General features: G+C 67.1%; 23 protein-coding genes. 9 read left to right on the top strand and 14 right to left on the bottom strand.

Features of this window, described 5'->3' with window-relative positions:
* Positions 1-6: 6 nt before the first annotated feature.
* Positions 7-624: an HAD family hydrolase gene (locus NP4_RS24970; protein ID WP_068002421.1), complete on the top strand. Its 618-nt coding sequence runs from the start codon at positions 7-9 to the stop codon at positions 622-624.
* Here the strand turns inward: NP4_RS24970 and NP4_RS24965 are convergent.
* The 4 genes from NP4_RS24965 to NP4_RS24950 form a co-directional block, all read right to left on the bottom strand.
* The gene (locus tag NP4_RS24965) at positions 609-998 is read right to left on the bottom strand and encodes a cupin domain-containing protein (RefSeq protein ID WP_068002419.1); all 390 of its coding nucleotides are present in this window, start codon (positions 996-998) and stop codon (positions 609-611) included. The genes NP4_RS24970 and NP4_RS24965 overlap by 16 nt on opposite strands.
* Positions 999-1,122: 124 nt before the next feature.
* Positions 1,123-1,887 (bottom strand): ABC transporter permease, encoded by a 765-nt coding sequence (locus tag NP4_RS24960; protein ID WP_307597754.1) that lies wholly within the window; start codon positions 1,885-1,887, stop codon positions 1,123-1,125.
* Between the two features lie 5 nt (positions 1,888-1,892).
* The gene (locus tag NP4_RS24955) at positions 1,893-2,849 is read right to left on the bottom strand and encodes an ATP-binding cassette domain-containing protein (RefSeq protein ID WP_068002411.1); all 957 of its coding nucleotides are present in this window, start codon (positions 2,847-2,849) and stop codon (positions 1,893-1,895) included.
* Positions 2,850-2,975: 126 nt separating this feature from the next.
* Positions 2,976-3,497 (bottom strand): EXLDI protein, encoded by a 522-nt coding sequence (locus NP4_RS24950; protein ID WP_068002408.1) that lies wholly within the window; start codon positions 3,495-3,497, stop codon positions 2,976-2,978.
* A gap of 169 nt (positions 3,498-3,666) precedes the next feature.
* On the opposite strand from NP4_RS24950, the gene NP4_RS24945 reads away from it, so the two are divergent.
* The 5 genes from NP4_RS24945 to NP4_RS24925 all read left to right on the top strand — a co-directional run bounded on the left by NP4_RS24945 (position 3,667) and on the right by NP4_RS24925 (position 8,646).
* Positions 3,667-5,301: a thiamine pyrophosphate-binding protein gene (locus NP4_RS24945; RefSeq protein WP_068002543.1), complete on the top strand. Its 1,635-nt coding sequence runs from the start codon at positions 3,667-3,669 to the stop codon at positions 5,299-5,301.
* Positions 5,302-5,313: 12 nt separating this feature from the next.
* Positions 5,314-5,973 carry a hypothetical protein gene (locus NP4_RS24940; RefSeq protein ID WP_068002405.1) on the top strand — a complete coding sequence of 220 codons (660 nt, stop codon included), beginning with the start codon at positions 5,314-5,316 and terminating at the stop codon, positions 5,971-5,973.
* 7 nt (positions 5,974-5,980) lie between these two features.
* Positions 5,981-7,012, top strand: coding sequence for a 3-oxoacyl-ACP synthase III family protein (locus NP4_RS24935; RefSeq protein WP_068002402.1), 1,032 nt, complete (start codon positions 5,981-5,983; stop codon positions 7,010-7,012).
* Positions 7,009-8,088 (top strand): aminotransferase class I/II-fold pyridoxal phosphate-dependent enzyme, encoded by a 1,080-nt coding sequence (locus NP4_RS24930; protein WP_245998434.1) that lies wholly within the window; start codon positions 7,009-7,011, stop codon positions 8,086-8,088. Before NP4_RS24935 ends, NP4_RS24930 begins: the two co-directional genes overlap by 4 nt.
* An 81-nt stretch (positions 8,089-8,169) precedes the next feature.
* Positions 8,170-8,646: a DUF1772 domain-containing protein gene (locus tag NP4_RS24925; protein WP_068002537.1), complete on the top strand. Its 477-nt coding sequence runs from the start codon at positions 8,170-8,172 to the stop codon at positions 8,644-8,646.
* Between the two features lies 1 nt (position 8,647).
* Here NP4_RS24925 and NP4_RS24920 read toward each other — a convergent pair whose 3' ends face one another.
* From NP4_RS24920 to NP4_RS24905, 4 genes are all read right to left on the bottom strand, one after another.
* Complete coding sequence (locus NP4_RS24920) at positions 8,648-9,436, bottom strand: anti-sigma factor family protein (RefSeq protein ID WP_068002399.1); 789 nt, start codon at positions 9,434-9,436, stop codon at positions 8,648-8,650.
* A complete protein-coding gene (locus NP4_RS24915) occupies positions 9,433-10,023 on the bottom strand; it encodes a sigma-70 family RNA polymerase sigma factor (protein ID WP_082876201.1) in 591 nt (196 codons plus the stop codon). The genes NP4_RS24920 and NP4_RS24915 overlap by 4 nt, the downstream gene beginning before the upstream one ends.
* A 64-nt stretch (positions 10,024-10,087) precedes the next feature.
* Positions 10,088-10,702: a YqgE/AlgH family protein gene (locus NP4_RS24910; RefSeq protein WP_068002396.1), complete on the bottom strand. Its 615-nt coding sequence runs from the start codon at positions 10,700-10,702 to the stop codon at positions 10,088-10,090.
* 135 nt (positions 10,703-10,837) lie between these two features.
* The gene (locus tag NP4_RS24905) at positions 10,838-11,155 is read right to left on the bottom strand and encodes a GNAT family N-acetyltransferase (RefSeq protein ID WP_068002394.1); all 318 of its coding nucleotides are present in this window, start codon (positions 11,153-11,155) and stop codon (positions 10,838-10,840) included.
* A gap of 122 nt (positions 11,156-11,277) precedes the next feature.
* On the opposite strand from NP4_RS24905, the gene NP4_RS24900 reads away from it, so the two are divergent.
* Both NP4_RS24900 and NP4_RS24895 read left to right on the top strand, forming a co-directional pair.
* A complete protein-coding gene (locus tag NP4_RS24900; RefSeq protein ID WP_068002391.1) occupies positions 11,278-12,822 on the top strand; it encodes an alpha/beta fold hydrolase in 1,545 nt (514 codons plus the stop codon).
* Positions 12,823-13,271: 449 nt separating this feature from the next.
* Positions 13,272-14,381: a glycerate kinase gene (locus tag NP4_RS24895; RefSeq protein ID WP_068002532.1), complete on the top strand. Its 1,110-nt coding sequence runs from the start codon at positions 13,272-13,274 to the stop codon at positions 14,379-14,381.
* A gap of 2 nt (positions 14,382-14,383) precedes the next feature.
* Here NP4_RS24895 and NP4_RS24890 read toward each other — a convergent pair whose 3' ends face one another.
* On the bottom strand, positions 14,384-14,740 hold the full coding sequence (locus NP4_RS24890) for a winged helix-turn-helix transcriptional regulator (protein WP_068002388.1): 357 nt from the start codon (positions 14,738-14,740) through the stop codon (positions 14,384-14,386).
* A 132-nt stretch (positions 14,741-14,872) separates the two neighbouring features.
* On the opposite strand from NP4_RS24890, the gene NP4_RS24885 reads away from it, so the two are divergent.
* Entirely contained in the window at positions 14,873-15,745 is an 873-nt protein-coding gene (locus NP4_RS24885) for an NAD(P)-dependent oxidoreductase (protein WP_068002385.1), read from the top strand.
* A 4-nt stretch (positions 15,746-15,749) separates the two neighbouring features.
* Here NP4_RS24885 and NP4_RS24880 read toward each other — a convergent pair whose 3' ends face one another.
* The 5 genes from NP4_RS24880 to abmR all read right to left on the bottom strand — a co-directional run bounded on the left by NP4_RS24880 (position 15,750) and on the right by abmR (position 19,178).
* Entirely contained in the window at positions 15,750-15,992 is a 243-nt protein-coding gene (locus tag NP4_RS24880; RefSeq protein WP_245998441.1) for a helix-turn-helix transcriptional regulator, read from the bottom strand.
* The gene (locus NP4_RS24875; protein WP_068002383.1) at positions 15,982-16,833 is read right to left on the bottom strand and encodes an ABC transporter permease; all 852 of its coding nucleotides are present in this window, start codon (positions 16,831-16,833) and stop codon (positions 15,982-15,984) included. Before NP4_RS24875 ends, NP4_RS24880 begins: the two co-directional genes overlap by 11 nt.
* On the bottom strand, positions 16,830-17,762 hold the full coding sequence (locus NP4_RS24870) for an ABC transporter ATP-binding protein (RefSeq protein ID WP_068002379.1): 933 nt from the start codon (positions 17,760-17,762) through the stop codon (positions 16,830-16,832). Before NP4_RS24870 ends, NP4_RS24875 begins: the two co-directional genes overlap by 4 nt.
* A gap of 349 nt (positions 17,763-18,111) precedes the next feature.
* Positions 18,112-18,543 carry a type II 3-dehydroquinate dehydratase gene (aroQ, locus tag NP4_RS24865; protein WP_068002375.1) on the bottom strand — a complete coding sequence of 144 codons (432 nt, stop codon included), beginning with the start codon at positions 18,541-18,543 and terminating at the stop codon, positions 18,112-18,114.
* A 29-nt stretch (positions 18,544-18,572) separates the two neighbouring features.
* Positions 18,573-19,178, bottom strand: a complete 606-nt coding sequence (gene abmR, locus NP4_RS24860; RefSeq protein WP_068002372.1) for an ATP-binding transcription factor AbmR — start codon at positions 19,176-19,178, stop codon at positions 18,573-18,575.
* Positions 19,179-19,509: the final 331 nt, after the last annotated feature.

The raw sequence follows: 19,509 nt of genomic DNA, 5'->3' as shown, positions 1-19,509 counted from the left end.
GAGTAGATGAATCCGGTGGCCTTCACGGTCGGCTTCGACCTCGATATGACGCTGATCGATTCACGTCCCGGCATCCGCGCCTGCTACCAGGCCCTGTCCGAACGCACCGGCGTCTACATCGACTGCGATCTCACGGTCACCCGCCTCGGCCCGCCGCTGGAACTGGAACTCGCCCACTGGTTTCCCGCCGATCAGATCACGGCCATGACCGACCTGTATCGCGAGATGTATCCCACCCACGCCATCACCGGCACGATCGCGATGCCCGGCGCGCGCGAGGCGGTCGCGGCCGTACAGGCCGCGGGCGGCCGGGCGGTGGTCGTCACCGCGAAATTCGAGCCGAACGCCCGACTACACCTGGAACATCTCGAGATCGGCGCCGACGCGGTGATCGGCGATCTGTGGGCCGAGGGCAAGGCCGAGGCCCTGCGCGAGCATCGGGCCAGCGTCTATGTGGGCGATCACACCGGCGATGTCCTGGGAGCCCGCACGGCGCAGGCGTATTCGGTCGCGGTTACGACCGGCCCGTGTGACGCCGACGAATTGCGGGCGGCCGGGGCCGATGTGGTGCTGCGCGATCTGACCGCCTTCCCCGATTGGCTGCGCGACTACCGATCGCGCTGAGCGCAGTCCGGGGGCGGAATGCTCCGCGACAGCGGACTGCCCGCCGGATTCAGATACAGGACCGTCAACATCAGCGGTTTCGTACTGCTGTTGCGTGCCAGATGCGCATTGCTCGGCCCGCGCGGTTCGCGGAAGATCCGCCCGGGCCGATGGATCACCGGTGCGCAGTCGGTGCCCGGATGATCCAGCGCACTACCGGTCACCAGCACGAACAGCGTGCCGTCGTGATAGTGCCAGCCGCTGTCGCCGCCGGGTTCGATGATGGTCTGCCGCACCATCACCTCCCAGCGAGCGATGCGCAGCCGGACCAGTATTCGGCTGCGCGTGCGCAGGGCCGGTGCCGCGTTGGGCCGGAAGTCCATGGCTGCCATCATCCCTCGCACGTGAAGGCCCCGCCCGACCCGCTGGGCGGATCGGGCGGGGCATACCCCTCGGAGATTGCGGATCGGGCGGGGGCTTCCCCTCGGAGGTCGCGGAACGAACGAGAACCGCTTCGTATTACTGGTCGGCCTTGCGCCGGAACTGCCTGGTCGACCACAGGTAACCGACCACCGCGAAGGCGACGCACCAGGCGACGGCGATGATCGCGTTGTTGCCGATCTCGGTGCCCATCAGCAGACCGCGCAGGGTTTCGGTGATCGGTGTGAAGGGCTGATATTCGGCGAACTGCCGCACCCCGGTCGGCATGGTGTCGGTCGGCACCAGACCGCTGCCGAGCATGGGCAGGTACAGGATGATCGAGGGCGTATTGCTGGCGGCCTCGGGCGAGGCCGCCGCCATTCCGAAGCCCGCGCCCAACCAGCACAGGCCGAACAGCAGCAGTGCGATCAGTCCGAACGCGGCCAGCCACTCGAGCAGGTTCGCGTGCGGCCGGAACCCGATCAGCATCGCCACACCGAAGGTCAGGATCAAACCCAGCAGGCCCTGGATCATGGTGCCGAACACCTGACCGCTGAGAAACGACGAATGCGCCACCGGCATGGCCCGGAACCGGTTGACGAAACCCTTCGTCATATCGGTGGCGATCGCGACCGCGACCGTGACGACCAGCATGGCCGGAACGATCAGCAGCAGACCGGGAGTGATGTAGTCGATGTACTTGCCGCCGACGCTCTTGCTCAGCGCGCCGCCGAATACGTAGTTGAACAGCAGCAGCATGGCGACCGGCATGATCACCAGATAGCCGGTCATACCGGGATAGCGCTTGGCGTGCACCAGATTTCGGCGCAGCATGGTCCGGGTGTCGACCAGGGAGTCGGTCATGACGCTCATCGTGTGGATTCCTTCTCGGGAACGGATTGGCCGGTGAGGCTGAGGAAGACGTCGTCGAGGTCGGGGGTGTGCACCACCAGTCCCTCGGGCTCGATACCGGCGGCGTCGAGCCGATCAAGTAGGGAGCGAAGCGATTTCACGGATCCGTCGCTGGGTACCGCGAGGGTGAGGTCCTCGGTCTGCGCGACGCCGCCGAGCAGATCGGTCGCGATGTCGAGGCCGTGGCGATCGGCCAGCGTGAGCCGGATATGTCCGCCCGGCACCAGACGTTTGAGCTGATCGGGCGTGCCCTCGGCGACGAGGCGACCGTGGTCGAGTACGGCGAGGCGATGCGCGAGCTCGTCGGCCTCCTCGAGGTACTGCGTGGTGAGGAAGATGGTGACGCCAGCGGCGGCCAAGCCGCGCACGATATCCCAGACCACCCGTCGGCTGCGCGGATCGAGTCCGACGGTCGGCTCGTCGAGGAAGATGATGTGCGGGCTGCCGACCAGGGTCATGGCCAGGTCCAGTCGCCTGGTCATACCGCCGGAGTAGCTGCTGGCGATCTTGTCGGCGGCCTCGAGCAGATCGAATCGACCGAGCAGCTCATCGGCGAGCCGACGGCTCTCCGAGCGCGGCAGATGATGCAGATCGCCCATCAGAATCAGGTTCTCGCGGCCGGTGAGCAGTTCGTCGACCGCCGAGAACTGGCCGGTGACACCGATCGTCGCGCGGACCGCGTCCGGATCGGCGGTGACGTCGTGGCCGCCGACCCGAATATCGCCGCCGTCGGCACGCAGCAGCGTCGACAGGATCTGCACCGTCGTGGTCTTGCCCGCGCCATTGGGGCCCAGTAGCGAGAAGATCGTCCCCCGCGGGACGGACAGGTCGATGCCGTCGAGTACGACGTGATCGCCGAAGGATTTTCGCAGGCCGGTGACCGATATGGCCGCTGCGGGGATGGGGGTGGACATGTTGTTCCTCTCATCAATGAATAGCTATTTATGCATGCGTCATCTGAGCCGTGACCGCTGGCTGGCCGCGGTCAAGGTCGTACTGCGCTGTTCGGTTGTGCGGGGGCCGCGACGCGCGGCCTCCGATCAGATGTCGAGATCCTCGATCTGCGGATGTTCGGCGAGGTCGAGCACCCGGGCGTAGAGGCTGTCGGGAATGCGGCCCTGTAGTTCGGTCACCGAATCGAACAGGTCGAGGCTGAAATCACCCCAGTCCGGATCGCCGACGCCGAGCATGCGCCGCCAGTCGGTGAGCTCCTTGATCCAGTTCTTGTGGGTCTGCGTCGGATACTCCGACCAATCGGAGACCTGGCTGTGCAGGACGAATTTGCCCTTGCGACTGCGGTACACGCGGATGTACTGCCAGGCCTTGTCGTTGATGTCGCGCCACTCGCCGAGCAGCGCGCCGGAGAATCGGACCTGCCGGGCGCCATTGCGGCCGACCCGGACGACCACCTCGTCATAGCCCTCCTGCCGTCCCTCCTCCAGTTCGATGAACCGGCGCAGGGCCGTGACGATCGCCCCGGACAGATTGCCGCCGACCAACTCCTGCGCCCGCTGGAAGAGGGGTAGGTCGTCGTCGGATACGTAAACGGTCTTGTTGGGCATGGCTCCACTATATGTAGACGTATACGTACATGGCAAGGGGTAGTTGAAATCGGGTGAACCGAAGGGGTCGGCTGCTTCGTATTCCGAGGTACGAGTGACCACATCCGCCCCTGATATCGGGGGCATCCGGATGCGCGTCGCCCGCGTGACCGGCAAGGAAGGAGCGCGGATGTCAGCACGCGCGGTGGATTATCTGGTGCGGGCCGTATCGGATCTCGGAGTCCGGCACATCTTCGGCGTCGACGGCGCCAATATCGAGGACCTCTACGACGCGATCTTCGCCTCCCCGCATGTGACGGGTGTGGTCGCCAAGCACGAGTTCGCGGCGGCGGCCATGGCCGACGGATACGCCCGTTCCACCGCCGGATTCGGTGTGGTGGCCGCGACGTCGGGCGGCGGCGCAATGAATCTGGTTGCGGGACTTGCCGAATCGTTCATCTCCCGGGTTCCGGTCCTGGCGCTGGTCGGCCAGCCGCCGACCGCGCTGGAGGGCCGGGGCGCATTTCAGGACACCAGCGGAATGGCCGGAACCTTCGACGCCGCAAGGGTTTTCGAGCAGATCTCGCACTATTGCGCCAGGGTGTGCGACCCGACGCAACTGCCGGAACATCTCGAGCGCGCGGTGCGCGCGGCCCGGCGCGGTGGGCCAGCGGTGCTGCTGCTGCCCAAGGATGTCCAGCAGGCCCCGCTGGCGGCCGCGGCGTTCCGGCCCACTCCTCGCGAATCGCGTTTCGACGCCACGGGTTTCGCCCGAATCCGCGCCGAACTGCGCGCGGCGCGCATCCGCGGCAAGATCACGATCATCGCGGGCGACCAGGTGGCCCGCGACGACGCCAGGATCGAACTGCGGCGCTTGGCGGCTGCCCTGGACGCCGCGGTCGGTGTGGCCCCGGACGCCAAGGACGTCTACCACCAGGACGAACCCGGATTCTGCGGGGTGGCCGGAACCATGGGCCACCCCGAACTCGTCGACGCGGTGCGCGGTGCGGCCCTGTGCCTGCTGATCGGCACGCGGCTGCCACTCACCGCCCGTGCGGGCCTGGACGAGGCGCTCGACGGTACGACGCTGGCCAGTGTCGGGGCCGAACCGCCGTATGCGCCATCCGTCCACGCCACCACCACCGATCTGGCCGCCACCCTCGGTGCGCTTGCCGAGGAACTGGGCGGTGGTGAGCCGCCGATCGCCGTGTCGCGACCCGCCCCGACCCCGTTGCCGGTCCCCGTATCGAGCGGCCCGGGGTTGCGCTATCGCGATATTGTCGAAACCCTCGGCGCGGCAATGGAACCCGGCACCGATGTATTCGCCGACGCGGGTAATACCGGCGCGGCCGTGGTGCATCATCTGCGCGTACCGCGCGAGGGGCGCTTCACCGTCGCGCTCGGGATGGGCGGTATGGGTTATGCGTTCGGCGCGGGAATCGGTTCGAGTTTCGCGCGTGCGCGGCGCACCTTCGTGATCGCCGGTGACGGCGCGTTCTTCATGCACGGCATGGAGGTGCACACCGCGATCGAGTACGGACTGCCGGTGACGTTCGTAGTGTTCAACAACAACGCGCACGCCATGTGCCTCACCCGCGAACAGCTCTACTACGGAAATCGCTACAGCTTCAATCGCTTTCACCCCGCCCGGCCCGGCGAAGGGGTGGCCGCGATGTTCCCGGAACTGCCCGCGTATTCGCCCACCGGGACGGGCGAGCTGGCCGACGTCGTCCGGCATTGCATCCGCGCCGCGGGGCCCTCGTTCATTTCGATCGACTGCGATCCGGACGAGATTCCGCCGTTCACACCGTTTCTGTCGGCCTAGAGGAGGCATTTCGTGACCACCAGCGCCCTGCCCGCGCTCAGCGATATTCCGGAGAGCGTGATACCCGGTGTGCTGCGCATCGAGAATTCCGATCGGGAGACGACCACGCCGATCATCATGGACATGCTGCGATCGGTGTATCCACACGATCAGATCTTCGGCGAGTTCTGCCCGGTGCAGTCCTATATCGCCGCGCCGCCGCGTGCGGTGTACGAATACCTGGCCGACACCCGCAGCCTCGAGGAATGGACCTACAGCCTGCGCGGATTCGTCGAGACCGATGAGCCGGGACTGTGGCTGGCCGCGGACCGCCTCGGCCCGGATACCAAGATCTACACCCGCACGGTCGCCAATCCCGATGCCCTGACCGTGGATTACCACTGCGCCTGGGACCAGGGCGAACACCTGTGGATGATCTATCTGCTGCGAGTCGTCGACGCGCAGTTGGTATTCAACAAGCCGGGTTCGGTTGTGCTGTGGGTCAATTGCCGTCACCCGTTCTACGACGAGAATCCCTATCCGGAGGCCGCACCGCCGAAGCGACCGGTCTGGGTCGGGGACTTCTGGGAGATGTTCTCGGCGGGACATCAATTGGAAATGGACAATCTCAAGGCGATCTGCGAATACCGTGCCGCGCACGGCCTGCCGATCAAGCCCGACTGGATGAAGTGAGAAGACAATGGATTTCGAGGATTCCGGGGCTGCGGTCAGCCTGGTCGATGTGGCCAGCTATCTGCCCGGCGAACCGGTGGGGACCGAGTACTTCACGCAATTCTCCCGCTCCGAGCGGATGGCCAAGAACGTGATGTTCCGCGCGCCCAAGGCGCGCCATCACGTCGACCGCGACGAGACGGCGGTCGATATGGTCGAGCGCGCGGTCGCGCCGCTGGTGGAACGCCATGGTGTCGAACTGCTTTCGAATATAGACGTATTGCTCACCCATACCCAGCTGCCCACCAATCCGGTGATGGGCTGCGGGCCCGAGGTGGCGCGGCGGCTGGGGATGCGGCCGAATTGGGTGTTCGACGTGCACAACGGCGGTTGCGCCGCCTTCGTGCACATGATGCAGCTGGCCAGAATGATCCTGCGGACCACCGAGGCTCGCAGCGCTCTGATCGCGGTCACCCAGAACACCGCCGGTCCGGTGTTCACCCAGACCGACATTCGCGGGCTGGCGCAGGCGCCGGTGCCCGGTGACGGCTGCGGTGTCGGACTGCTGCTGAAGGACGATCGGGCCCCGATCCTCGATATCGAATGCCGGACCTATCCGGAATTCGCGGGTGATATGGATTTCGGGACCGGATCCGACCGCAAGTACTGGGAGCCCGGCGAGGGGCAGGGTTGTGTGAGTTTCAGTGAATCGAAGATCACCAAGGTGTTCGCGCGCGGCAATCGGCTGGTGCCCGAGGTGGCGTTGGCGGTCTGCGATCGTATCGGGGTGAAGGGCCGCGATATCGACACCTTCGTCACCAATCAGCCCAATCGGCTGTTCCTGCGCAACTGGCACGACGCACTGGAACTGCCCGCCGAACGCCATCCCGACACCTTCGATCGCTGCGGAAATCTGTTCGCCGCGGGCATTCCGGTCACCCTCGACATCGAGAATCGAGCGGGACGGCTGCGGCCCGGTTCGGTCGTACTGATGGCGGCCTTCGCCCACGCCGGTGATTTCGCGGGGGCCGCGGCCGTGCGCTGGGGAGCGACGGTATGAGCCGATCGGCCACCCGGCCGGGCCGCGATACGATGCCGTGGTCGCCGTCGGGGGCCGTGCGCTACGACCTGTCGCTGAGCGAGAATCCCTTTCCGCCTTTGCCTTCGGTGCTCGAGGCGGTGCAGAGCGCGCTGCGGCGCGCCAATCGCTATCCGGAATTTCTGCCGCGACGGCTGCCGAACCTGATCGCGGAGCATCTCGGGGCGCGGGCCGATCAGGTGGTGGTCGGCTCCGGGGCGACGGGCGTCGTACTGCAGATCATGCAGGCGCTGACCGCGCCGGGACAGCGTGTGGTATTCGCAGCGCCGACCTTCGACGGATATCCGATCATGGCTGGGATGGCCGGACTGGAAGCCGTTGCGGTGCCGCTGGATTCGTCGGGATGGCAGGATCTGTGGGCGATGGCGCGTGCGGTGGACGAGCGCACCGGCCTGGTCGTGGTGTGCCGCCCCCACAATCCCACAGGCACCGTCGTGGCGGCCAGTGAGCTGAAGGCGTTCCTGTTCGGGATTCCGCGGCATGTGCCGGTGGTCCTGGACGAGGCGTATGTCGAATTCCTCGGTGCGACAGACGCTCTCGATCAGCTCGAACTCATCGATCGCTATCCGAACCTGTTGGTGCTGCGCACCTTTTCCAAGGCGTACGGCCTGGCGGGGCTGCGGATCGGCTATGCCTTCGGCGCGGCGGAGCTGGTGGCGCGGGTGCGCGGTCTGCAGCTGCCGTTCGGGATTCCGGAGGCGTCGGTCGCGGCCGTGGCCGCCTCCTACGCGGCCGAGGCCGAACTGGCCGAGCGTGTCCTGCGCATCACAGCCGGACGGGAGATCCTGCGAACCACCCTGCGGCGCAACGGCCTTCGCGTGCCCCGCAGTCGCGCCAACTTTCTCTACCTGCCGGGCCCCGGCATCGTGGACGCGCTGACGCGCGCCGGCATCGTCGCCAAGGGCTATCCCGACGGCAGTGCGCGTATCGCGGTGGGCGATCCGGCCGCCGACGCCGCGGTGCGCGCCGCCCTGGGCGATTCGATGCCCGAATCCCTCGGCCTGCGGTCGCTGACCGTGCGTGAACCGCGGAACTGAGCAGTCTCGACAACACTCGCCTAGCGCTGCTAGTCTTGCTCTACAAGCTAGCAATGCTAGATTTCGAGTAGGAGAATGCAGATGTTCACCACGGCCGCACAGGTTCTCGCTGTCCTCGCCGTCCTCGGCAACGGCATCATCTACGGCACCGACGCCTGCGCCGGATTGATCATGCGGTCGGTCTACAAACGTCTCGACGACGCGACCGTGACGGTGTCGGCCGGTTGGGGGCATTACTACGGCGACCGCCGGATGCCGTTCGCCGGCGCGGGTGGCGCGATCACCGCGGTGCTGGCACTGGTGGCCGCGCTGATCGCGGGACAGGCGGGCGCGGCCGTCGCCCTGGGAGTCACGGTGCTCGCCCTGATCACCTGGATGGCGTTCTATCTGCGCGTGGCCAAGCCGATCAACACCGCCCAGACCGAGGCCGCCCGCACCGGCGTCATTCCGCCGAATGCCCGTGCACTGCAGGACAAATGGGACAGCATCCTGGGCTATCGGATCGGCCTGCAGGCCACCGCGATCGCCGGGCTGTGCGTGGGGCTGGCGCTGCTCTGACTCAGATCGCCGACCGCAGCACCGTCGCCCCGCCGGTGCGCACCTCGAGCGAGGCGATCTGATCGGGCGGCAGATCGGTGGTCCGTGTCATGGTCAGCGCCTCGCCCGGTCCGGCCGACCAGCCCATGAGTTTCGCCGCGGTGCCCGTGCGCGAGGTCAGCCAGAGTTCGAACTCGGTCCGATACGACTGCTCGCCCGCCGGGTACCGGCACGACATCTCCACCGTCGCCCGCCCGTCCGCGTCGAGCAGCTTGACACTCGCCGAAACCGGGGTCGCCGCAACGGGTTCGAGCTGTCGCTCCGCCACCACCTGGGTCGCCGCGGGCGGGGCGTCGCGCTGGGCCACCGTCGCGGTGATCGGAATCGCGATCGCCACCGCGGCCGCCGCGGTCGCCACCGCCGCGCCGACGGCCGCCCATCGGCCGCGGCGGCGTTGTCCGCGGGTGCGTTCGGCCAAGCGGGGCAGCAGATCGACCGGTGGCTCGGCCGGTTCGTCCACTCGCGACTCCGGGAGGCCGCGGTGGCCGTCGGTTTTCGCGGTGTGGTCGCCGATGATGTCGGGCACGGTCAGCCGGGCCGGAAGCGGTTGGCGCGGGATCGGATCCACCAGCGCCAGCGCGACCTCGGCCTCCACCCGACCGAGCAGTCCGGGTATTCCGGCCAACTCCGCCACCGCGGCGCGGCAGTGGGGGCAGGCGGTCAGATGTTGTTCGTACTCGAGCCGTTCGGCCCGTTCGAGTGCACCGAGTACATACGGCGCATCCCACGTCGCGTACTCGTCGTCGGTCACCTCGTCACCCCCATTTCCTGTAGTGCGGAGCGGAGCGCGCGCATTCCGTAGTGCATCCGGGATTTCACCGTGCCCTCCGGAATGGCCAGCTCCGCGGCGATCTGCTGGGTCGTCAACCCACGGTAGTAGGCCCGCACGATCACCTCGCGGTGGTCGATGCTCAGCCGGGCCAGCGCGTCGGCGATCAACCAGCCGTCCAGCGCGCGGTCCGCCTGATCGGGACTGGTCTGTTCGGGCGGGGTGTCGGTGCGGAACTCGCGTCGGCTGCGGGCGCTGCGATGCTCGTCGACGGCCATATTTCGGGCCACGGTGAACAGCCACGCTCGGGCGGATGCGGTGGACTGGTCGAGGACGTGCGGGCGCTGCCACGCCCGCAGCAGGGTCTCCTGCACGATGTCCTCGGCGCGGCCCGAATCCCCGACGAGGCTGTAGGTGTAGCGCCACAGCGCCGTCGCGTGCTGGTCGTAGAGCACCCGCAACAGGTGCGCCTGTGTCGAGTCGGGGTCGGCGCCGTCGGGGATCGGCGGGCCGACGCGGGACGGTTGTGTATCAGCCCCGTCGCTGGGTGTCCGTGATGAGCCGGCCATACGCTCACCGCATCAGTCGACGCGGGTTTGTCCAGATAGTGCCCACACTAGGTATATACGAGATTCAGTTACGTTCGAGTTCGATCGGATGTGTGGCCAGTAGCGACAGCGGTAACGGCTGGCGGCGCAGCACCTGGGCCCACAGGTCGGTGCGCCCGGCGATGGGATCGGTGGGCAGGGCCGACAGCACGATCCAGTCGCCGCGTTCGAGCTCGCCCTCGAGCTGTCCGAAGGTCCAGCCCGCATATCCGGCGAAGATGCGGATGCCCTCGACCAGCGGCGCGATCTGATCGGGATCGGAGTCCAGATCCAGCAGCGCCACCCGGCCGTCCACCCGGCGCAGGCCGGAGACGCGGTCGATGGGGGTGCCGACGCGGACGGTGGCCAGACACAGGGCCGCATCCCGTTTGACCGGTCCGCCCAGATAGAGGGCTCGCGGTGGGGCGGCCAGTTCGGCCCAGCGCGGTAGTACATCGTGGACCGCGGTGTCGCTGGGGCGGTTCAGTACCACGCCCAGACTGCCCGCGTCATTGTGTTCGACGATGTAGACGACCGTGCGTCGAAACGATGGCTCGACCAGATCGGTCGCAGAGATCAGCAGGGTGCCGGGCCGGACAACCTGGTCCTCGTGCCGGAATTCGCGTCGCGAGCGATCGCCGTGTTCGTCTGCGCGTGCCACCCCGCCATCATCGCATCGGAACAACCCCTATGCCGCTCAAGATATGTCCAATTACCGCTCATGCCGTCACCTCGCTGCGCTCGGCGCCGACATGCGCGGTGCGCGCTGTGTCAATGATTGCGCTCGCAAGCTCGCTCATTTCGGCAAGCCGAAACGTTCTCGCGCCCAATGCGGGACGAGTGCGAGATATTCCGGCCGGGATTCGACGAAATGTCGGACCATCGGACACAGCGGCAGAATCCCGTACGCGTCGGCGCGGGTGGTGTCCAGCGCCGCCTGTACGAGTTTGCGGCCGTAGCCTTGGCCTTCGTACTGGGGATAGATCTCGGTGTGCACGAAGGCGCGCTCGCCGGCGGTGTCCTGATATTCCGCGATACCGGCGAGATTGCCGTCCACGTGCAACTCGAAGCGGTCGAGGTCCGTGTTATTGCTGACTGTCAGGCCTTGTGGCACTCGCTGAGCCTAGAACCTGAAGGTTGCCGATTGTGGGTAAGTGGCCCGGGTTGTCGCGTTCGAGTTGTCTGCGGAGGTTGAGGTGAACAGAATGCAGTAGGTCGAAGGTAAGGCGGTCGAGGATGGTGACACGACGGACGAGCCGCTCGGCGGCAGGGGTTTTCGCGGCGCTGCTGACGGCCCACCTGCTCACCGGAGTGGCCGATGCCGAGGCCGCGCCGAAGTTCGGCGCCTGTCCCGATGGCGCGGTGACGGCCGGGCGTGGCGCGGAATGCGCGGTGATCGCGGCGCCGCGCGAGTACACCTCGCCGACGGGGCCGCGAATCGAGCTGACGGTCAGCCGTATTCGCGCCACCGGCGAGCGCTGGGGAACGATATTCGCCAATCCGGGCGGTCCGGGCGCCGACGCGCTCGACTATTGGGCGCGGCATGTCTCGGAATTACCGGATGAGCTGAATGCCCATTACGACCGGATCGCGGTGCAGCCGCGTGGAATGCGCTGGTCCACGCCGCTGGATTGCGATTCCGCCGAGCGTAAGGGGCGCGGGGTCACTCGCGCTTCCTGTGAGAATGCCCAGCCCGGATACCTGCGGACCATCACCACCGAGAACACCGCGCGCGATCTGGACGCGGTGCGGGCGGCGCTCGGTCTGGAACGTATCGACTTTCTCGGTATCTCCTATGGCACCTATCTGGGCGCGGTGTACGCCTCGCTGTTTCCGCAGCGGGTGGATCGAATGGTGCTTGACTCCAATGTGAATCCGGCCTGGGTGTGGACCGAGCAGTTCGCGCAGCAGCAGATGGCCGGTAAACAGCGGCTCGACGATCTGTTCGCGTGGATCGCGGCCCACGACGGCGACTATCACCTGGGCGCGACGCCGCTGGCGGTGTATCAGAGCTGGGTGCGGCTGGTGGTCGCGCAGGGCGGCGGCTGGTACGCCAATCTGACCCCGCCGCCCGCGACCACCGCCGATATGTCCGCGAATCTGCCGCAGCCGCTGGCCGATATCGCCCGCGACGGATTCAACGGCGGCCGCGACCAGATCGGCCAGTTGCAGAACATGGTGCGCACCTTGGCTTCCGGCGGCGTCTCGGCCCAGGTCCCGCTGCTGGCCGCGACCTCGGTGGCCACCTACACCCGCACCTTTTGGCCGAGTTTCGCCCAGTCCATGGCCGATGTGGCCGCCAACCCCGGCGACACCCGGCTGATGCGTGCTCTGGAAGGCGTCGCCACGACCGACCCGACCGGCCGCAACGTCTTCTCCGCCATCACCTGCAACGAGAACGCCGTCCCCCCGCACCCCGAACTGATCGGCGCCGCGGCCGCGGCCATAGCCTCCGGCGGCAACGCCCTGGACGCCCGCGCCAACCTGGTCCGCTCCGGCGTGTCCTGCGACGACTGGCCCGCCGCGACCACCCCCGTCCCCATCGCCGACAACGGCCTACGCACCCCGCCCCTCATCCTCCAAAGCCGCCACGACGCCCTGACCCAATTCGAGGGCGGCCCAGCCATGACCACCGCCCTACACGGCCACCTCATCACGGTGGAGGGCGGCGACCACGGCACCTTCGCCCGCGGCAACACACCTCTGGACCAGGCCGTCCTCACCTACTTCAAAACCGGCGCGCCCACCACCGACCACGCCGACCAGGCCCCGTTGAACTGACCCGACCACCCGCTGCCCGCGTAGTCCCGCGAACTTCACGGACTCCCACCGGGCCGGTGACGTCGATACGGGTCCGAAGCCGGTAGCGGCAAACCCGCTGCCCGCGCCCTCCTGACGCACAGCCCTGCACGCGAGATCATGGCCGCCTGCGCTATTTCCACTGCCGGTGATGATCTCTCTGAAAAGCACGAATTTCCGTGCCCGCGAGGGCTCGCCGCCCCACGGCTGGGAACTCCGACCCACCACCCGAGCACAGAACCCACCCGTGTCCCCCGGCGCACCCCTTCCTGTTCCCTGGGCGCGCATCCTCCCTGTTCCCTGGGCGCGCATCCTCCCTGTTCCCTGGGCGCGCACCCTTCCTGTTCCCCGGGCGCGCACCCTTCCTGTTCCCCGGGCGCGCATCCTTCCTGTTCCCCGGCGCGTCAGCGCCGGGGATGGACAATGGCGGGATGCGGGTTGTGGTGGCGCCGGACAAGTTCAAGGGGTCGTTGGGGGCGGGGGAGGTTGTGGCTGCTTTGGGGGTGGGGTTTCGGCGGGGGCGGGTGGGGGTTGAGGTGGTGGGGATGCCGGTTGCGGATGGTGGGGACGGGACTGTGGGGGCGTTTGTGGCGGCGGGGTGGGAGCGGGTCGGGGTGGGGGTGGTGGGGCCTACGGGGGAGGAGGTGGAGGGGGTTTATGCGGTGGCTGGGAAGACCGCTGTGGTCGAGTTGGCCGCGGTGGTGGGGTTGGGGAAATTGCCTGGGGGGCGGTTGGATCCGATGGGGGCGAGTACCTATGGGTTGGGGCAGGTGATCGCGCATGCGCTCGAATCGGGGGTGCGGGAGATCGTGCTCGGGCTCGGGGGGAGTGCGTCCACCGATGGTGGGGCGGGGATGTTGCAGGCGTTGGGGTTGCGGATTCTGGATGGTGACGGATGTGAATTGCCTTGGGGCGGGGCAGCTCTCGCGCGGGCTGCGCGGATCGATAGGTCGGGGTTGCATCCGGCGCTGCGGGAGACGGTCGTCACGATCGCCAGTGATGTGGACAATCCGTTGCTCGGAATACGTGGTGCGGCAGCCGTTTTCGGTGAACAGAAGGGAGCCGATGCGAGCCAGCGCGCGATTCTCGAAGCGGCGCTGATCAATTGGGCGCGCGTGGTGGATCCCACGATCGCCGAGCGGCCGGGCGCCGGTGCGGCCGGTGGGACCGGATTCGGGGCCATGGCCCTGCTCGGCGCGGTGGTGCGGCCGGGAATCGGGGTGATTCTGGAGCTGATCGACTTCGACGCCCGGATCGCCGGCGCCGATCTCGTCGTCACCGGTGAGGGCTCCCTCGACGAACAGACCCTGCACGGTAAGGCCCCGATGGGCGTGTGCGAGGCGGCGCGGGCCGCGGGAATTCCCGTCGTGGCGGTCGCCGGACGCTGCTCACTCGATGAAAAGCAGTGGCGCGCAGCCGGATTCTCGGCCTGCTACACCCTGTCCGAACTGGAACCCGATCCGAAGCGCTCGATGGCCGACGCCGCCGCGCTGCTGGAACAACTCGGCGCCCGCATCGCGCGCGAACAACTGCCGGGCTGACCTCAGACCACGGTCAGCGTGCGCCCGAGCACATGGTCGCGGTGCCGATCGCCCCACTCCTCCAGCGGCCGCAGCGCCCGGCTGAGCTCCTGGCCGATCGGGGTCAGCGAATACTCCACCCGCGGCGGCACCTCGGGATAGATCTCCCGCCGCACCACGCCCGCGGCCTCGAGATGGCGCAGATTCTCGGTGAGCACCTTCTCGCTCACCCCGCTCAGCAGCGCGCGAATCTGCCCGAACCGCTGCGGCTCGCCGGCCAGCACCCACATCAGATGCAGCTTCCACTTACCGCCGACCACATCGATGGCCACCGACATGCCGCATACGTCCTCGTGATCCACGCCACTACCCGTCGTCACCGCAACCCTCCTGACCGTATTTCGTACCTCAGGGTAAGCAACCACATCCGAAAGTGCGTTATTGCAGGCCTCCTGAGCTGCGGTGAATATCTGTGCAGCAGGGAAACGATCGAATCGCGGAGGAGCAACACCATGTCAGAACATCGATCCGTCACCGTCGTCGGCCTCGGGCCGATGGGACAGTCGATGGTGCGGGCCTTCCTGGAAGCCGGTGTCGCGGTAACGGTTTGGAACCGCAGTGCCGGTAAGGCCGAGGCCATGGCCGAATTGGGCGCGACCCGCGCCGCCACCCTCGCCGAGGCGCTCGACGCCAACGAGGTGATCGTGCTCAGCCTCACCCACTACGACGCGATGTACGACGTGCTCGGCCCGGTCGTGGACCGGCTACCCGGCAAGGTGATCGCGAATCTGTCCTCGGATTCGCCGGAGAACGCCCGCAAGGGCGCGGCCTGGGTGCGCTCACACGGGGCGGAGTTCATCTCCGGCGGCTTCATGTCGGCCGGTGACAACATCACCCATCCGGCGTCCTACCTGTTCTACAGCGGTCCGAAGGAGGTCTTCGACGCCCACACCGAACTGCTGCGGCCGCTGAGCCCGCAGGAGTACCTGGGCGCGGACGACGGTCTGTCCCAGGTCTTCTACCAGGCCCTGCTCACGATCTTCCATCCGTGGATGCTCGGCTATCAGCAGGCGCTGGCGCTGATCGAGAACTCGGGCAGCGATATCGAGCAGTTCCTGCCCTACGCGCTGCGCTCCAACGAGGCGTTCCCGTTCTTCATGACCGAGTACGCGACCGGCGCGAAGGCCGGAGGCTGGGGCGATCTGGCGAGCTACAGGATGATGGACGCCGGGGCGCAGCACGTCATCGACGCCGCCGAGGAGGTCGGCGTGGACGCGACCATCGCGCATGCGGCACAGCGGGTTTGGCGTAGAGGTGTGGAGGCCAATCGCGAGGTCGACGGTTCGGCCACCGTCTATGAGCTGATCCGTGGGATTCGCAAGTAGAACCTCAGGCGCTCTCGCTGTCCGACCCCAAACGCGGGAACGGCCGGACCGAGAAGATCACTTCGATCGGCACCTCGAAGTATTCCGAAATCCGAAGCGCCAGATGCAGGCTCGGGCTGTACTCGCCGCGCTCGAGATAGCCGACGGTCTGATAGTGCACCCCGAGCGCCTCGGCCAACTGTCGCCGCGAGATGCCGCGCTCGGCGCGCAGCATCGCGATGCGGTTGTAGATGACCTCAGTAGGCACGATGCATCGCCCTCTCGCGCCGGGCGGCCACACTCGAGCCGGACTCCCGGCGGGCCATACGGCGCAACACGATCGGCGCGATGAGCAGACCCGCGACGGTCCACGCGCTCAGCACCCCGAACGTCTCCCACAGCCGCCAGGAGTGCCCGATCTCCACGACCGCGGCCGCGTCCGGCAGCAGCGCCGCGCGCATGCCCAGCCCCAGCCAGTAGATCGGAAAGACCTCGGCGAGCACCTGCACCCAGCCGGGCAGCGAGGTGATCGGATAGAAGATCCCCGAGATGGCGAACAGACCCATGATCGGAAACGATACGAACCCGACGGTCCGCGGGCTCTCGAACAGCGAGCCCAGCACCGCGCCCAGCGGCAGCGTCGCCAGCATGCCCAATAAGAACACCCAGATCATGGTGACCCAGGAGCTCACCCGGCCCACATCCAGTCCGCCGACGATGATTCCGCCGAGCGTGAGCACGATCACGAACTGCAGCAGCACCGTGGTCGAGATCGAGACGATCTTGCCGATCAGATAGCCGACCATTCCGTTGGGAGTCGCCTTGGCCCGCAACAGCGTTCCGTCCTCGCGGTCCACGGCCAGGAACTGTGAGATGCCGAGTAGGCCGCTGGAGGCGAGCAGCATGCCCAGCGCGCCGGGCAGCGCGAGTGAGCCCAATCCGATGCCCGTGGCCTGAAAGTGCCCGTTGCGCATGAAGAACAGTGTCACAAGCAGGATGATCGGCCAGAAGTACTGGGTGAACAGATCCATGCCGTTGCTGTGCATCTGGCGCGTCTCGATCAGTCCGCGCAGCACACCCGAGCGGACCGCCGTCACGATCGGAGTCATCGGGCCGACACCTCCTCGAGGGCGCGGATATCGGTATCGCCCTGTCCGGATTCGAAGCGGTGCACCAGGGTCATGTAGGTGTCCTCCAGGGAGGCGCGGCGCACCTCGAGCTCGCCGATCTGTTCGCCGTACTGCTGAAACAGCTCGTAGACGAATTTCGTGGATTCGGTTGTGGTGTGGACGAAGCGCTGGCCGTCGCGGGTCCAGCGGATCTCGGCCTCGCCCTTGATGCGGCGCGACAGCTCGTCGGCCGAACCGTCGGCGATGATGCGCCCGCCCGCGAGGATCAGGATGCGGTCGGCGAGTTTCTCGGCCTCGTCCAGATCGTGGGTGGTGAGCATGATGGTGGTTTGCTGGTCGTCGGCGAGGCGGTGGATCAGATCGTGGAATTCGCGGCGGGCCTGTGGATCGAATCCGGCGGTCGGCTCGTCCAAGAACAGCAGTTCGGGGCGGCCGACGATGCCGATCGCGACATCGAGGCGGCGGCGCTGGCCGCCGGAGAGCATGGCGATCTTCTTGTCGCTCTGCTCGGTCAGGCCGACGGTGGCGATGAGTTCGTCTGTGTCCCAAGGCCTTCGGATGGCGGATGTGGAATACGGCGCGTAGTAGGCGCCCAGGTGGGCGAGTAGTTCGCGGACCCGCCAGCGGCCGTGATCGCGCCAGGACTGCAGCACCACGCCCACGCGCGCCCGCCAGTCCTCGCGCCCGTGCGCCGGATCGGCGCCGAGGACCGACACCTCACCGGCGGAACGCATTCGGAAACCCTCCAGCACCTCGATGGTGGTCGTCTTACCCGCGCCATTGGGCCCGAGCAGGATCAGCACCTCGCCGCTGTGTGCCTGAAAGGTCACATCGTGCAGGACATCTCGCGTGCCGTAGCGCATCCGCAGGCCGCGAACGTCGAGCACGATGTCGTCCCCTATCGTCATCCCCACCCCTCCGTAGTATTCCGAGGATGGGATGTAGCATATCTACTACATTCAGGGATGGACAAGATCCCCGCCTTCGGCGGGGAAAATGAAGGGGCCCTGGGGGAAACGAGGGGCTCTCCCTCGGGGGAAATTAGGGGGGCTCTCTCGGGGAAAATGAGGCGCAGCCGCGGAGGTGAAGGCCCGCGGAAGACTTGAAGTCCGGCAGGACATCACGGGTCCGCGGGGCGTGAAGTCCCGCAGGGAGTCAGGTCCGTGAGGGCGTGAAGTCCCGCGGGGAATCGAGGCCCGCGGGAGCATGAAGTCCCGCGGGCCTCCAGGACACGCGGAAGGGGATGTAGGGCGGGGATCAGGCGCGTAGGCAGAGGTATTCGACCGCGGCCGCGTAGCCCTGGATGCCCATTCCGGCTATTACGGCCGTTGCGATGGGGGAGATGTAGGAGTGGTGTCGGAATTGTTCGCGTGCATGCACATTCGAGATGTGCACCTCCACGATCGGGACCTCCGGGATCACCAGGGCGTCGCGTAGTGCCACGGAGGTGTGGGTCAGGCCGCCCGGGTTGATCACGATGGCCGATTCGGCTCCGCGGGCGGCGTGGATGCGATCGATCAGGGCCCCTTCGGAATTCGACTGGAAGGCGACGATCTCCCGGTCGAAGCGGGCGGCGGTCTTACGGCACAGCTCGACGACGTCGTCGAGGGTCTCCGAGCCGTACACCTCGGGCTGGCGGGTGCCGAGCATATTGAGATTCGGTCCGTTGAGCACGAGGATCGGCGCCATGGGGCCAATCTAGTCCGTCTGCGGCCGGGTCAGAGCCCGCGTGGGCCCTCGGCGCGCAGATCGTCGACCTTGCGCATGGCCTCCCGCAGTTCCCCGAGCCATTCCTCGGCGTGCTTACCTGCCAGCTTCACCGTCCAGGCCAGGGCGTCGGCGCGGGAGCGGGCGACTCCGGCGTCGACCAGCGTGTCGAGCACCTTGCGCTCGGGCTGGCGCAGTCGGGTCATGACCGGAACGGCCAAATGGGTGAACATGGTTCGCTCACCGTCGACCGAGACGCCCCACGCGACGCTGCGGCCGTAGCGGGCCTGCGCCTCCTGAGCGATCTGCATGCGGGCGGGCCGGGTGGTCTCGCGGAACCGCGCGACCTGACCCTCGCGGGTGGCCTTGGGCACCTCGCCCGTCGGAGGTTCGGCGTCGGCGGGCTGTTCGGCATCGACCGGTCCGGGCGCGGGTGCGGGCAGTTCGCCGATCACCACGATCTCGTCCCGATCGATCTCGATGGTCGGCGGCCCGGCGAACCAGTCGGCGGGCAATCTTCCCGCGAACCAGTCCGGCGCCTCCGCGGCGTCGGGGAGATCGGCCTGCTGCCAGCCGCCCGGACGGCCGAATCCGCGTCCTCGATATCCGTGTCTCATCGTGCTACCTCACTTGCTTGTGCAAGAACTGTTTCAGTGATTACAAGATTACGTCGAAATCGGACGCGCGGGTTCCGCCCTGGGAGAACGACGTCGAGATGGCAATTCAGTGAACACGGCTAACGATTGCGCGACCGGTCCCGCGGATGTGTTGAAACGGGCACTATTGTGGTCTCTGAGCATGGAGAATGCGGGCGGCGTCGTGGTGGCGTCGCTGGCGACTCCTTCGGGTACCGTTGGTCTTGTTGCAGAAGTGACAAGAGTGAAGAGTGGGCGATATGGATGTGTGGGGATCCCGCCGCTTTCGCCTTCGCGGCGCAGCGGCAGTCGG

This window comes from Nocardia pseudobrasiliensis NBRC 108224, from assembly GCF_001613105.1.
GTDB lineage: Bacteria > Actinomycetota > Actinomycetes > Mycobacteriales > Mycobacteriaceae > Nocardia > Nocardia pseudobrasiliensis.
This window is presented reverse-complemented; position numbering and strand designations above follow the sequence as displayed.

Excerpts from the sequence above, each read along its gene's own strand:
- NP4_RS24970 (WP_068002421.1), top strand. The coding sequence starts at position 7 with ATGAATCCGGTGGCCTTCACGGTCGGCTTCGACCTCGATATGACGCTG.
- NP4_RS24930 (WP_245998434.1), top strand. The coding sequence starts at position 7,009 with ATGAGCCGATCGGCCACCCGGCCGGGCCGCGATACGATGCCGTGGTCG.
- aroQ (WP_068002375.1), bottom strand. The coding sequence starts at position 18,543 with ATGGCGCCGATCCTCGTGCTCAACGGACCGAATCTCAATATGCTCGGC.
- NP4_RS24900 (WP_068002391.1), top strand. The coding sequence starts at position 11,278 with ATGGTGACACGACGGACGAGCCGCTCGGCGGCAGGGGTTTTCGCGGCG.
- NP4_RS24895 (WP_068002532.1), top strand. The coding sequence starts at position 13,272 with ATGCGGGTTGTGGTGGCGCCGGACAAGTTCAAGGGGTCGTTGGGGGCG.
- NP4_RS24915 (WP_082876201.1), bottom strand. The coding sequence starts at position 10,023 with ATGGCCGGCTCATCACGGACACCCAGCGACGGGGCTGATACACAACCG.
- NP4_RS24965 (WP_068002419.1), bottom strand. The coding sequence starts at position 998 with ATGATGGCAGCCATGGACTTCCGGCCCAACGCGGCACCGGCCCTGCGC.
- NP4_RS24935 (WP_068002402.1), top strand. The coding sequence starts at position 5,981 with ATGGATTTCGAGGATTCCGGGGCTGCGGTCAGCCTGGTCGATGTGGCC.
- NP4_RS24870 (WP_068002379.1), bottom strand. The coding sequence starts at position 17,762 with ATGACGATAGGGGACGACATCGTGCTCGACGTTCGCGGCCTGCGGATG.
- NP4_RS24950 (WP_068002408.1), bottom strand. The coding sequence starts at position 3,497 with ATGCCCAACAAGACCGTTTACGTATCCGACGACGACCTACCCCTCTTC.
- NP4_RS24960 (WP_307597754.1), bottom strand. The coding sequence starts at position 1,887 with ATGACCGACTCCCTGGTCGACACCCGGACCATGCTGCGCCGAAATCTG.
- NP4_RS24945 (WP_068002543.1), top strand. The coding sequence starts at position 3,667 with ATGTCAGCACGCGCGGTGGATTATCTGGTGCGGGCCGTATCGGATCTC.
- NP4_RS24925 (WP_068002537.1), top strand. The coding sequence starts at position 8,170 with ATGTTCACCACGGCCGCACAGGTTCTCGCTGTCCTCGCCGTCCTCGGC.
- NP4_RS24955 (WP_068002411.1), bottom strand. The coding sequence starts at position 2,849 with ATGTCCACCCCCATCCCCGCAGCGGCCATATCGGTCACCGGCCTGCGA.
- NP4_RS24875 (WP_068002383.1), bottom strand. The coding sequence starts at position 16,833 with ATGACTCCGATCGTGACGGCGGTCCGCTCGGGTGTGCTGCGCGGACTG.
- abmR (WP_068002372.1), bottom strand. The coding sequence starts at position 19,178 with ATGAGACACGGATATCGAGGACGCGGATTCGGCCGTCCGGGCGGCTGG.
- NP4_RS24885 (WP_068002385.1), top strand. The coding sequence starts at position 14,873 with ATGTCAGAACATCGATCCGTCACCGTCGTCGGCCTCGGGCCGATGGGA.